The following is a 12,843-nucleotide window of genomic DNA, read 5'->3' as shown; positions in this document are numbered from 1 at the left end:
TTAAAACCGCTTAAACAGGGAAATTCAAACAAAAAATCGACTGACATAATGTCAGTCGATGTAAAGCCCATTTTTAGTAACCAATCCTATTATCAGCGGCGGATTTTCCACAGCCTGAGTATGAATACTAACAGCTTTCTTTAAGATTAATGCCACCTGATCCAATTTTGACTTATCATTACTATATATTGTAGCTATGGGCTGTTTTGGGCTGATATACTGGCCAATCCTGCATTTTATAACAACCCCTGCAGCCAAGTCAATTACTTGCCCTTTATATTCTCTGCCTGCCCCCAGCAGCATAGCTGCATAACCTATTTGGGCAGCATTTATTTCTTTGACAAAACCTTGGCAATCACTGTTAACCTCTAGAACATATCTAGCCTGCGGCAAATTAGAGGTATTGTTTATTATATCAGCATCACCGCCTTGAGCGGCAATGAATTCTCCGAATTTGGCAAGCGCCTGTTTGCTGCCAATAAGTCCTTCAAGCTGACGGCGTGCAGCTTCCGTCGTGAGCGCTTTACCGCCCAGTACCAGCATATGTGAACCGAGTGTCAGACAAACTTCTCTAAGGGCTGGTTCACCTCGTCCTGACAGTACTTCAATAGCCTCTCTGACCTCTAGGCTATTACCGATAGCTGCTCCCAGCGGTTGCTCCATGCTTGTTAGTATAGCAACCGTTTCCCTTCCCACAAGCTGGCCAATACGTACCATAGTTTCCGCTAATGTTATAGCCTCAGCTTGGTTTTTCATAAAAGCGCCGCTGCCGACTTTGACATCCAAGACAATCTTATCAGCACCTGAGGCAATCTTCTTGCTCATGATAGACGACGCGATCAACGGGATACTCTCGACAGTCGCTGTTACATCTCTGAGCGCATATAGCTTACCATCTGCTGGTGCAATGATGGCAGACTGGCCGGTTACTGCAATATTATATTTTTGCAAATTTGCAATAAATTCATCACGCTCAAGCGTAGCCTTAAAACCGGGAATAGCTTCTAGTTTATCAATCGTACCACCGGTAAATCCTAAGCCCCGCCCTGACATTTTAGCCACTGGCACCCCAGCAGCCGCAACCAGTGGTGCCAGTACCAAAGTAGTCGTGTCTGCTACTCCGCCGGTACTATGCTTGTCCACCTTTATGCCAGGCACTTGACTTAAATCCACCATTACGCCAGACTTCGCCATCGCCATAGTGAGAGCGGCTGTTTCCCTATCTGTCATACCTTGAAAATATACCGCCATCAGCCAGGCCGCCATTTGGTAATCAGGTATTTCATCGGTGGTATAGGCTTTGATCAGCCCCTCAATTTCGCTGTCTAAAAGTTCTACACCATTCCGCTTTTTTGTAATTATATCAGTAGCACGCACTATTTTCACCTCAACAGGTCTTTTAGGAAACTTTGTCCATAAGCCAAAGGTTGCAAGTTAAAGTTAGCAGCCACAGTGGCTCCCATATCGGCAAACGTTGACCTTACCCCTAAATTAACGGTTCTATGTCTTTGTGCTAAGCCCTGGTGATAAACCAAAATCGGCACATATTCCCGGGTGTGATCAGTTCCCGGACGCGTGGGGTCACAGCCGTGGTCGGCTGTAATAATTAATAAATCGTTTGCAGATAACTTAGACTTAAAAACAGCTAGGGCTGTGTCGAATTCTTCAAGCGCCCGGGCATACCCTGCTGCATCATTGCGATGCCCGTAAGCACTGTCAAAATCAACTAGATTTGCCATAATCAAACCATCCGGCAAACTCTGTTCGGCAAGGTCGGTAATGACCTCCATGCCGTGTTTATTAGATTTTGTTGGGTAAGATTGAGTCAATCCCCTGTTGGCATAAATATCAGCAATCTTACCAATGCCAATGACGGCAAAACCGGCCTGCTTCAGTACATCAAGCACTGTTGCTGCCGGCGGTTCCAAGCTATAGTCATGACGGTTGGCAGTCCGGGTAAAACTGCCTGGTTTACCGATGAACGGTCTGGCGATAATTCGGCCTACGGCGTGCTCGTCAATACACACTTTTTCCCTGGCAATTTTGCATAATTCATATAACCGTTCAAGGGGAATCACTTCTTCATGCGCGGCAATTTGAAAAACACTGTCAGCCGATGTATAAACTATCGGCTGGCCTGTAAGCATATGCTGTTCTCCCAGCTCAGCAATAATTTCGGTTCCCGATGCGGCTTTATTGCCTAAAATGCTATGCCCTGAATAAAATTTAAATTTTTCAACAATTTCAGGTGGAAAACCATCTGGATATACAGGAAAAGAGGTAAACACTGGGCAGCAGGCTAATTCCCAGTGACCGCTTGTTGTATCTTTTCCTTTAGACAATTCGGTCATCTTACCAAAAGCAGCCGTAGGGCGGGAAACTACCTGAACACCCGCAATGGGCTCGATTGATCCAAGCCCCATGCCTGCTAATGTTGGTAAATTAAGTCCACCCTTGAGCTCTGCAATATGTACCAATGTATTAGCGCCGTCATCGCCATATTCAGGAGCATCAGGCATTGCCCCGATACCTACACTGTCAAGTACAATAACAAATATTCGTTTGAACAAAATTTACGGCTCCTCTATAAAATAATCTAACCTTATTATGCTCGAGGATGGGTCTTATCATATACTTCCTTCAAACGGTTTTTAGTTACATGGGTATATATTTGGGTTGTCGATATATCGGCATGCCCCAGCATCTCCTGAACAGAGCGTAAATCTGCTCCATTTTCCAGGAGATGGGTAGCGAATGAATGTCGTAAAGTGTGAGGGGTAATCTCTTTAGTAATGCACGCTTCCATCGCATACTTCTTAATAATTTTCCAGAAGCCTTGCCGAGTCAGTCTGTTGCCATGATGGTTGACAAAGAGCGATGGTTCTTCATAAGTACGTACCAGTTTAGTACGACCTTTACCGATATACTCCTGCACACACTTGGCAGCAATCGAGCCTAGTGGCACAATACGTTCCTTAGCTCCTTTGCCGTAACACTTAATATATCCCATATCAAGGTTTACATCAGATATATTTAGGCATATTAGCTCTGATACTCTGATGCCGGTTGCGTATAATAGTTCGAGCATAGCTTTGTCCCTAAGACCAGTAGGCTGAAAGGTATTGGGCTGTTTTAACAATTCTTCCACTTCACCGATGGAAAGAATCCTCGGCAATTTTTTCTCTAACTTGGGGGACTCCAAATTTACAGCGGGATCTTTCTCAAGATGGCGTTCCCTAACAAGGTATTGATAAAAGGATTTTATCGCAGCAAGATTGCGTGATATAGTTGAAACAGCCCGCCCCTTTAATTGGAGACTGTTAAGATAACTTAGGATGGTGTCACGGTTAGAATTCCGTAAAAAATCTAATTGACTATTTTGCAAATATGTTTGAAACTGCCGTAAGTCCCGCCCATAGGATTCTAACGTATTTTGAGCCAACCCCCGCTCGACTGCAAGATAGTTAATAAATTCATTAACATACGATTCCATTTATTTTTACCACCCTTTTTTCTTCCCAGATTTCCAGCCAACATTTACAGTATCTGGTCTAGCTACTTTATTCAACATTAAGTTTACTTTTCCTTTATTTGTCTATAATGTTTCGTAAAGTTTTAGTATTTTTTTGTTAATGACTGCAAACTGATGTCATACTGTGAGTTGGACGAGTTGAAAGGATTCATAACTCGTAACGGTTTTTCCAACAGATGCTGGTCTCGCAATTTTAGACCAGGATTATTTAACTCCCAAAACATCGTCATTAATTTGGGCAGAATGTAGAAAATAATCAGCGTTAATAGGACGATTTTGACGTATAACTTGGACTTCTTTATGATACTGCGCAGAGAAAACGTCACTACCATGCGCCTTTACTTCCCTCCCCCCGTAACTAAATTATCATGTGTCCCCGGCTTAACTTAATATCATACATATTCGCTAAATAGCAGGTTTATGCGTAAATTAAAAATTCAATCATAATAAATAAAAAAAGACTGCAAATCAAGCAGTCTTTCTCTATTACTTTACAATCATTTGCGCCACTGTTTTCATAAATACCGGCGAAACATATACTTCTACCAGAGCAGCACCTAGCATAACAACAAGCATGGCTAAACAAAAAACCGAATAAGCAATGGAATTATAAAATAAGTTATCTTTACTCTTATTACGCCTCACCAACATCAATGAAAATGTTGTCGCCGATACTCCTGTTGCTAATACAGCCGGTACCGCAAGAAAATTATGAGGCAATACCGAAACAAGGGCAAATAATAACCCTTTCATTATGTACTCATTGACTAAGAACCCAACAGTAAAGCCGATCACAAATCCCCGCAAACAAACCATAAATAACACAAAAGGGATGCCGACAATTGTAAAGCCTAACAGCCACATAATAACGATTATCTTGATGTTATTCACCATTACCCCAGCCAGCAGTGTTTGCGTGTCACCTGCTGCATTCTGAGGCTCGACCAATCCTTGAAAGAAAACCCGTAAGTAACCGACAAGCTCGGCTTTTTGTTCATCAGGCAGTGTCTTTACAGCCATAGCTCCAATAACTATCCCAATAACAAAAATAAGAATCATAAAAAAATAGGCGACAATATTTGCACGAACATAGTCAGCAGCATTCTTGCGAAGAAGTTTTAGCATGCATGTACCTCCCTGCCAGTACCTGCTACAATATATGTCCTGCTGAAACTGTTTAGACCTATTTGTCCATTATATTTTAAGCAACCTGCCGTAAGTACCCCCGCCGCCCGCAGCAATAGCGGCTGTACCTGCCCGGGCACTCATGATAAAATCTGCTATTTTAGTACCAGCAACTTTGGTTAATTCGGTATGGCTGGCATAGTGCACAATATTCATCTCTGTCTCAAACTCATCCAGCAGTTTATCTTTAATCTTTTTCCCCAGCCCAGGAATAAACTCTAATGGTATCTGATAGAAATAATGAGGCCGGTGAAGTGGATGATGAGGTTCAGGATAATCGGCAATCTCGTTAACCCGGTCAAATACCCCTTTAACGAGGCTATTACTGTTACACTCCGGACAGCAGTGCTCCATAAGACCACCTGTATCAATAAACCCACAACCAGTACAAAAAGTGCGATGGTATTTCCCCAGACGGGGATTAAGGCCATAGTTTCCTTTGACTTCCCGGCCGGCTGTGCGAGACAAGGCCCAAGCCACTTCTTTGAAAGACAATTCATACAGGGCAAAAATATTGTATTCCCGTGCGATCTTATCCAGTGAGTGAGCATCAGAATTGGTTATAAACGTATAACCAGCCAACTCACCAATTCTGTCAGCCATATCGCTGTCAGCACTTAACCCTAACTCAATAGCAGCCAACTGACCCATCTCCTTATCAGATAGAATATGGGCTAGCCGTTCACAGCATACACCGTATACACTTTTATGAGGTGTAAAGACATGGGCCGGTATAATGAGCGCGTCGAAATTACTTGCGATATTGACAAGCTGTTGCAGGGGCATATGAGCATTTTGTGAGCTAAGACTGATATTGCGGATAAATTGACTCATGTATGCCGAAAAAGCCGCCATAGTCTGAATATCAGGTACAAACACCAGTGTGTGCGCTAAACCGCCTCCAGGCTCCCTTGTTTCAATTTCGGCGCCAAGTATAAGCAGTGTTTTTTCTTTATAGATGTAACCGCCGCCATTAACCGCAGTAAGTAATCCTTCTTCAGTCAGCCGCTTTATATCCGCAAGTACCAGCGGTGATAAGGCGTCCACGATGCCGACGATATTCATCCCTTTGCGGTTTGCCGCTTCCTTCAGAATCTCGCGTACTGTTAACCGGCGGGACGTAGGAATCTTAATCCATTTACCGCTTTCGCTCATTCCGACGTGAATGTGCAGGTCGGCAAAATATTGTTTAATCATGCAACTGTATCCCTGCCAGATACAATGCCACTAAGCTCTTAGCATCACAGATTTCGCCCTTGGCAACCATTTCAGCAATTTGGTCCGGAGTATAGCTTTCGCTGTTAATAAACTCGTCTTCATCAGGTTCTTTATCCGATTCGACCAAATCCTCAGCTAAATATATATGGATAACCTCATTGGAAAAGCCGGGCGTTGTAAACATTGAGGTTAATTTGCGGAGCCTGGTGGCAACAAAGCCTGTTTCCTCCGCAAGCTCTCTGAGTGCACAAGCTTCTGGCATTTCACCAGGATCGAGCTTGCCAGCAGGAACCTCAAGCATCACCTGCTGTACAGCGTGACGGAACTGCCGAACGAGGATTACTTTGCCATCTTTAGTTAAAGGTACAACGGCAACTGCTCCAGGGTGCTCAACAACCTCTCGGGTTCCGGTTTTTCCGTTTGGCAGCGTGACTTCATCACGCCGTAGGTTAATTACTTTCCCCTCAAACAATCGAGTTGAGTTTATTAGTATTTCATGAAAATCTGTTTCAGTATGCGGCATACTATGACCTCCAATTTTATGGAATATTTTCCCAAAGACTATCATATATTACCTCCAGAGGGAGGGATGTCCAATGAAAATGATTGCCAGAAACGGCTTTTATTTTAGTGGTAAAATTAAAGATTTGCTGAAAGAATTGCGCAATTTGAGCAAAGAGTACAGCACCTTGCAAGATATTGTTAATAAAACCTTACAGTGAGTTTCGATGAAAAAACCGTGGGCGGCTACGGTTTTTTTTCTACCGGTTAGTCCATCCACGGATAATGCGTGTAAGGTTTGAGAATAAATAACGGTCTGCTGATTTGAACAACTTGTTCAAGCCATTCAGGCACAACTACCCATTTAATTGGCAAGCCCAGTGCCTTGGCTGCCTGCTCAACAATAGCCACGCCTTCATGTATATGCTCTAAAGTCGTTTCAGGGCCAAGATTCGCATTGCTAACCAAACCGCTGATTTTGAGGCGTGAAACTTGTTCGATTCGATGTAGTATGTTGATAATGCCTTCAGCGCTGCTGGTAAATGGTCGCCTGGTGTTAACAACTAATAAAGCCTGATAGCTAGATTGATCAAAATATCGTTTAAGTTGTCCTAATGCGATAGCCGATTCACCGCCGCCAACATCCATAACTACCCTGGTATTGGTCTGTGAAAAAATCTCGACTAGATTATGGGGCAAAATCGGCAAATCGGCATGAGACAAACGGGAATCGGGCGCAATGACTTTGACTCCGTTTGTTTCAAGCAGTTCGCGGTTTTCTCTAGTGCGAAAATATGGCTTTATCAGATCAATGTCGACTATGGCTGTTTCTTGTCCGGTCTGCTTTAATTTAAGTGCATAATTGACGGCAAGTTCAGTTTTTCCGCTGCCAAATTCACCCAAGAAAATAGTTATCCGGTTATCTTCCATACTATTTCATTACCTTCTACTCATATATTTTCGGTTGCTCTTCTCCACGCAGGATCCTCAGAGTACCTTCAACCAACGCTTCTAATTCATCTTCACCAGGGTAGATCAGTACCTGACTAATAAATTTTACACGATCGCAAATCATCTTAGTAAGCAGCTTTGAGTGAGCCAATCCACCGGTTAGTACAACTGCGTCAACATCGCCATGTACCACAGTAGCCATAGCGCCAATCTCCTTAGCTATCTGATAAGCCATGGCTTCATAAATAAGCGTCGCTTTAGCGTCGCCGCCGGCAATTCGGTTTTCTATCTCGCGCCCGTCGTTAGTGCCGAGATGAGCCACCAGACCGGCTTCACCAACTAATTTCTTTTTAATATCATCAAATGTATATTTGCCGGAAAAACACATTTTAACCAATTCGTGTGATGGTAATCCTCCAGCGCGCTCAGGCGAAAACGGGCCCGCATCATTAGGATTGGTTACATCAATCATGCGTCCGTCCCTTTGTACACCGACTGAAATGCCACCACCTAGGTGAACCAGAACTAAAGTAAGTGAATTATAGTCCTTTCCTAAATCCTTAGCAACCCTATGTGCCACAGCTTTTAGATTAAGGGCGTGAAACAGACTCCGGCGAGACATTTCAGGCAAACCGGTAATTCTGGCTAATGGTTCAAATTCATCTACACTCACCGGGTCGACAATAAACGCCGGAATTCCGGCTTGACTGGCTATGCCTCTTGCCAATAGGCCACCCAAATTAGAGGCATGTTCGGTTTGCACACCTACTTTTAAGTCTTCGGCCATAGTTTCATTTACAGTGTAAGTACCGCTATCCATGGGCTTTAAGGGGCCGCCACGTCCGACTACAGCTGTCAAATCGCTGATTTTAATATCGTGAGCTGCCAGCGCCTTTTCTACTAGTTGCCGCCGGTAATCATACTGGTCATAAATTTTAACAAACGGCTTAAGCTCATCAGTACTATGACGTATAACCTGTTCGAACTCTATTTGCTCATTCATATATACAGCCATTTTAGTCGAAGTTGAACCAGGATTAATTGCTAATATCTTATACTGCTGCATAGTTAGCCCCCATATCCAATTTTAAATGACAATAGTTATTTTATTCATTGCCAGGAGAAAAAATCCTGCAACGAAAAAAACAAACCTTGCAGACATGGTTGTCTAGCAAGGTTTGAAAAATATTTGCTAAATAAGGCTTTTAACTAACTGGCCCGCATTTCCATGCGCAGTTTGTCAGCAATCATAGCCATAAATTCTGAATTAGTAGGTTTGCCTTTATCTAGTTTAATAGTATAGCCAAACAGTTTATTAATCATTTCGATATTTCCCCGGTTCCAGGCAACCTCAATGGCGTGGCGGATAGCTCGTTCTACCCTGCTGGGGGTAGTAGAGTATTTTTCAGCAATCATAGGATAGAGAACTTTGGTTACAGCTCCTAATAATTCGACTTCGGAGATTATCATCATAATTGCATCACGTAGGTATTGGTAACCTTTGATGTGGGCGGGAATGCCGATTTCTCTAATAATATTAGTCACTTCTACATCCATAGGTCGGGCCTTAACTGCTTGGACGGTTGCAGCGGCAACAGGACGTGCAGTAATCATTGTGCCAGCCAGCTGTCTAATTCTATTGATAAGTACGTCCATATTGAACGGTTTTAAGACATAATAATCGGCGCCTAATTCTACCACCCTCTGGGTTATGGTTTCTTGACCAAACGCAGTAAGCATAATAATTTTCGGGCGCTTACTATGTGAAGTGTTAATACGCTCTAACACGCCAATCCCGTCTAAATGCGGCATAATTATATCCAAAACTATGACATCCGGAGATTTCTCTTCAATAATAGATAACATCTGCTCTCCGTTAAAGGCGACACCAACTAACTCAATATCAGGTTCTCGGTTAAGACATTCCTGCAAAATTTCCGAAAACTCTTTGTTGTCGTCAGCGATAGCTACCTTAATTGTTTCTTTTACCATTACCATTGGAATCCTCTCCCTGCTAAATCGTATATATGTATGTTAATAAATCTATTCGACAAATCCCCGCCAGTTCCTTCCTAGTTTGGAAAAAGAATCCATTTTATTTTTAGTAAATATTCCAAAATCTTATCTTAATTATATATACAGCCGTAGATTATGACAAGTAATTTTAACCTGAGGCTGAACATATATAAAAAAACTACCAGAAAACGTAAAAAGTTTTCTGGCAGAATGGCGTTCTTTCTTTGGAATTATACCGCTTTCCATTAACATCCAATCAACAAAGCAACCATAACCGCTTGTTGGATCATGAACAAAAACATGTGTAACGGCACCAACTATTTTACCGTTTTGAATAATAGGACTGCCGCTCATTCCCTGCACGATACCACCTGTTTTTTCGATTAATTTTGGGTCAGTCACTTTGATAACTAATCCTTTACTTTCAGGCGCTTCTTGTAGATTAATTTTCTGGATTTCGATAGTAAATTGTTCAATTGCTTGGCCGTTAACTACTGTCAACATTTCCGCAGGACCCACTTGAATTTGGCTCATGGAAGCGATTGGAATTGCCTGAGGATATCGCTCATTTGGTAATTTAGAACTCAGTTCCCCATAAATTCCGAACTGGGTATTCTTGCTAATATGGCCTAACAGTTGATCTTCTTCAATAAATACACCGATTTTCTCACCAGGATGGCCTCTTGTGCCATGTTGAATCCCCGATACTGTGGCAAGCACAATCTTACCTTGTTCGCAATCTATGGGCTGATTAGTGTCACTGTCAGTAATAATATGACCGAGAGCTCCATATATTTTTGATTCTGGTTCATAAAAAGACAGCGTCCCTACTCCTGCTGCACTATCGCGCACAAATAGGCCAATTCGATAGCGTTTGGTATCATGACATAGCGTTGGCGATACATTAACATGCTGCTGTCCGTCAGTACGCTTGAGTAAAACATCAATGTTGCGGTTATTTTTGCCGTTTTCATCGATAATTTCGGCTACCTGCGTATCGCTTTGTACAGGAATGCCATTAATACTAATAATAACATCCCCCACGGATATTCCCGCATCTTTAGCAGGAGTGACATACTGTCCCTGCATATTGAGTACTGGCGAATTACCGACAACAATAACGCCTTGTGATCTAAGCACTACACCGATGGAATGACCACCTGGAATCAGTTTAATAGGCGGCAGCACATCTACCTGGACAGTACGGAATGGTATAATTCCGAACAACTTAAATTCTACAGTTGATTGTCCAAGCTTGACAGGTTCAAGTGACACTGGCCGCGATAACGCAATGATTGGCAATGACTCAAAGGTCTGTACGCGAATACTGTCATCGTCATGCCTGACATTAACGGTAAGCGGAAAATTTACGTCAAATAGTGCCGTCTCACCTTCAATAATCCGGATATGCATGGGAAGACCGTAAATACTTCGGAATTGGGGAGAAAGACAAAATGCAAAGATTGCGCTGATAATAAACATTGCCAAAATCAGCTTGCTGCTTAGTAGCCGATTAAATCTTGTCATGTTTTCTTCCATCACTCCCTATTACATTCTTCCCAAATTTGCCACTCCGCCTTTCACTTACTTTTAATTTTTGCTTTCAACCGGTTGCAAACTTAGAGTTTCCCGAATTTAAGAGGGATTATTCCGGGAATATTAGCATTTATTGCCTTGGAAGCTGAATTCTGACCGTTTTTTAAATAAAAAAAGCGCAAGCTCACGCTTGCGCTTTATATTTCCAATTTGCTTTTTTTATCGTAGACATTTCTAGCATCTGCGCTGCATTATCAATGGAAAGTTGTGTTATATCGCCAGATGCCATTCTAGCCAATTCCCGCAACTGAGCATCAGGGGATAATCGGGTTACCTGTGTCATTGTCCGTTCGTCTTCAACAATTTTTTCGATATAAATATGGCAGTCAGCCATAGAAGCAATTTGCGGGAGATGAGTAATACACAAAACCTGTTTGTCAAACGAAGCAATTCTGGCAATTTTTTCGGCTACCTTTTGAGCTGTTTGTCCGCCAATTCCGGCATCCACCTCATCAAATACCATTGTCGCTGTTTCGTCACGTTCTGAGCATACCGTTTTTATCGCCAAAGCGATCCGCGACAACTCGCCACCTGATGCAATTTTATGTAATAACCTGGGTTCTTCGCCTGGATTTGCGGAAAATAGAAAAACGACATCATTGGCACCAGTTGCAGAATAATGATTATTTTGTTTAACATCTACGATAAATTGCGCTTTGGACATTCCCAAATCAGCCAAATGGGCTGAAATTTGTTGACCCATTTCCTTTCCTGCCAGCTGCCTTAGCTTATCAAGTTCGTCGGCTAGTTGCTCCAGTTGGAGTTTAAGCTCAAGCTCCTGTTGCTCAAGCTTGCTTACACTCTCATCATAATGAGTAATTGTTGCAAGTTCCGCTGCAACACGCTCACAATACGCTAGTATCTCTTCGACTGTTGCCCCATATTTTTTTTTCAGTTTATGGATTACATCCAGCCGGTCTTCGAGCTTAGCCAATTTAGCGGGGTTGAAATCTATGTTTTCACGGTAATCCCTAAGCTCGCCCATGGTTTCTTCCAATTGGTAGAGTGATTCAGTTACAACCCCCAATTGCTGATTAATTGTCTTGTCAAAGCGGGCGGCTAATTCAAGATCACGTTTCATATCAGCAAGGCAAGCTATTATCCCATTAAAGCCTTTATTTCCCTGGCTTAACAGCATGTACGAACGGGATACGGCATTAACAATTTTTTCAGCGTTAGCCAGGACTCGAACCTGGCTTTCCAACTTTTCCTCTTCGTCTGGAACCAATACTGCGGCAGCAATCTCCTGCGTTTGCCAGGTGAGCATCTCTTCGCGCTGCACACGCTCCCGTGAATCTTGGGTAAGCGCTACTAGCTCGTTTTTAACTCCTTGCCAAGCTTTGAATATCTGGCGATATTGGCCAAGTTTAGATTTAATGTCGGCTGCAAAGGCATCCGTGAGAGCCAGGTGTGTTTCGGGTTTTAACAACGCCTGGTTTTCATGCTGACCATGCATATCAACAAGTTTTTCACAAATTTGTCGCAAAATTGCCAGCGTTACCTGGCACCCATTGATATGAATAGAATTTCTCCCATGTTTGGTCAATCGTCTGGCAATAATTATGGTGCCGTCGTCTTCAGCTGCAATTCCCTGTTCATCCAAAAAATTTTGGACAGAGCTAACACCTGTTATGTCAAAAACTGCTTCTATGCGGAAATGATCAGCCCCTGAACGGATAGAGTCTCCAGAGGCTCTGCCACCAATAATGGCTGATAGGGCATCTATTAAAATAGATTTGCCTGCCCCCGTTTCTCCAGTCAGGATATTGAGGCCAGGTACAAATTCAATATGCGCTCTATCAATAAGCGCAAAATTGACGACAGTGAGTGACTTTAACATTATT

12 protein-coding genes are annotated in these 12,843 nt (G+C 42.8%); 1 reads left to right on the top strand and 11 read right to left on the bottom strand.

The features are described from left to right. Positions 1-51 precede the first annotated feature (51 nt). From VN447_RS19275 to VN447_RS19250, 6 genes are all read right to left on the bottom strand, one after another. Positions 52-1,377 carry a pyrimidine-nucleoside phosphorylase gene (locus tag VN447_RS19275; RefSeq protein ID WP_325527342.1) on the bottom strand — a complete coding sequence of 442 codons (1,326 nt, stop codon included), beginning with the start codon at positions 1,375-1,377 and terminating at the stop codon, positions 52-54. 5 nt (positions 1,378-1,382) lie between these two features. Further along, positions 1,383-2,570, bottom strand: coding sequence for a phosphopentomutase (locus tag VN447_RS19270; protein WP_325527340.1), 1,188 nt, complete (start codon positions 2,568-2,570; stop codon positions 1,383-1,385). A 35-nt stretch (positions 2,571-2,605) separates the two neighbouring features. Then, positions 2,606-3,493, bottom strand: a complete 888-nt coding sequence (xerD, locus tag VN447_RS19265) for a site-specific tyrosine recombinase XerD (RefSeq protein ID WP_325527338.1) — start codon at positions 3,491-3,493, stop codon at positions 2,606-2,608. 525 nt (positions 3,494-4,018) lie between these two features. Next, entirely contained in the window at positions 4,019-4,657 is a 639-nt protein-coding gene (spoIIM, locus tag VN447_RS19260) for a stage II sporulation protein M (protein WP_325527337.1), read from the bottom strand. A 69-nt stretch (positions 4,658-4,726) separates the two neighbouring features. Further along, positions 4,727-5,914: an endonuclease Q family protein gene (locus VN447_RS19255; RefSeq protein ID WP_325527335.1), complete on the bottom strand. Its 1,188-nt coding sequence runs from the start codon at positions 5,912-5,914 to the stop codon at positions 4,727-4,729. Then, entirely contained in the window at positions 5,907-6,458 is a 552-nt protein-coding gene (locus tag VN447_RS19250) for an NUDIX hydrolase (protein WP_325527333.1), read from the bottom strand. Before VN447_RS19250 ends, VN447_RS19255 begins: the two co-directional genes overlap by 8 nt. A gap of 73 nt (positions 6,459-6,531) precedes the next feature. Here VN447_RS19250 and VN447_RS19245 point away from each other — a divergent pair, with 73 nt between their 5' ends. After that, a complete protein-coding gene (locus VN447_RS19245; protein ID WP_325527331.1) occupies positions 6,532-6,657 on the top strand; it encodes a hypothetical protein in 126 nt (41 codons plus the stop codon). 46 nt (positions 6,658-6,703) lie between these two features. Here the strand turns inward: VN447_RS19245 and VN447_RS19240 are convergent, their stop codons facing one another. The 5 genes from VN447_RS19240 to recN all read right to left on the bottom strand — a co-directional run bounded on the left by VN447_RS19240 (position 6,704) and on the right by recN (position 12,839). Then, complete coding sequence (locus VN447_RS19240) at positions 6,704-7,366, bottom strand: hypothetical protein (protein WP_325527329.1); 663 nt, start codon at positions 7,364-7,366, stop codon at positions 6,704-6,706. Positions 7,367-7,382: 16 nt separating this feature from the next. Next, on the bottom strand, positions 7,383-8,453 hold the full coding sequence (gene buk / locus VN447_RS19235; protein ID WP_325527327.1) for a butyrate kinase: 1,071 nt from the start codon (positions 8,451-8,453) through the stop codon (positions 7,383-7,385). Positions 8,454-8,596: 143 nt separating this feature from the next. After that, on the bottom strand, positions 8,597-9,379 hold the full coding sequence (gene spo0A / locus VN447_RS19230; RefSeq protein ID WP_349255170.1) for a sporulation transcription factor Spo0A: 783 nt from the start codon (positions 9,377-9,379) through the stop codon (positions 8,597-8,599). A 138-nt stretch (positions 9,380-9,517) separates the two neighbouring features. Continuing rightward, complete coding sequence (spoIVB, locus tag VN447_RS19225) at positions 9,518-10,930, bottom strand: SpoIVB peptidase (protein WP_325527323.1); 1,413 nt, start codon at positions 10,928-10,930, stop codon at positions 9,518-9,520. A gap of 193 nt (positions 10,931-11,123) precedes the next feature. Then, a complete protein-coding gene (recN, locus tag VN447_RS19220; protein WP_325527321.1) occupies positions 11,124-12,839 on the bottom strand; it encodes a DNA repair protein RecN in 1,716 nt (571 codons plus the stop codon). Between the last annotated feature and the right edge of the window lie 4 nt (positions 12,840-12,843).

It is taken from the genome of Sporomusa sp. (genome assembly GCF_035561155.1).
Taxonomy (GTDB): domain Bacteria; phylum Bacillota; class Negativicutes; order Sporomusales; family Sporomusaceae; genus Sporomusa.
Note: the sequence above shows the minus strand (reverse complement) of the source record. Positions and strands in the feature narration are given on the sequence as shown.

Bases quoted from the DNA above. Each gene is read 5' to 3' on its own strand.
- xerD (WP_325527338.1), bottom strand. From the start codon at position 3,493: ATGGAATCGTATGTTAATGAATTTATTAACTATCTTGCAGTCGAGCGG.
- spoIIM (WP_325527337.1), bottom strand. From the start codon at position 4,657: ATGCTAAAACTTCTTCGCAAGAATGCTGCTGACTATGTTCGTGCAAAT.
- VN447_RS19255 (WP_325527335.1), bottom strand. From the start codon at position 5,914: ATGATTAAACAATATTTTGCCGACCTGCACATTCACGTCGGAATGAGC.
- VN447_RS19250 (WP_325527333.1), bottom strand. From the start codon at position 6,458: ATGCCGCATACTGAAACAGATTTTCATGAAATACTAATAAACTCAACT.
- VN447_RS19245 (WP_325527331.1), top strand. From the start codon at position 6,532: ATGAAAATGATTGCCAGAAACGGCTTTTATTTTAGTGGTAAAATTAAA.
- VN447_RS19240 (WP_325527329.1), bottom strand. From the start codon at position 7,366: ATGGAAGATAACCGGATAACTATTTTCTTGGGTGAATTTGGCAGCGGA.
- buk (WP_325527327.1), bottom strand. From the start codon at position 8,453: ATGCAGCAGTATAAGATATTAGCAATTAATCCTGGTTCAACTTCGACT.
- spo0A (WP_349255170.1), bottom strand. From the start codon at position 9,379: ATGGTAAAAGAAACAATTAAGGTAGCTATCGCTGACGACAACAAAGAG.
- spoIVB (WP_325527323.1), bottom strand. From the start codon at position 10,930: ATGACAAGATTTAATCGGCTACTAAGCAGCAAGCTGATTTTGGCAATG.
- recN (WP_325527321.1), bottom strand. From the start codon at position 12,839: ATGTTAAAGTCACTCACTGTCGTCAATTTTGCGCTTATTGATAGAGCG.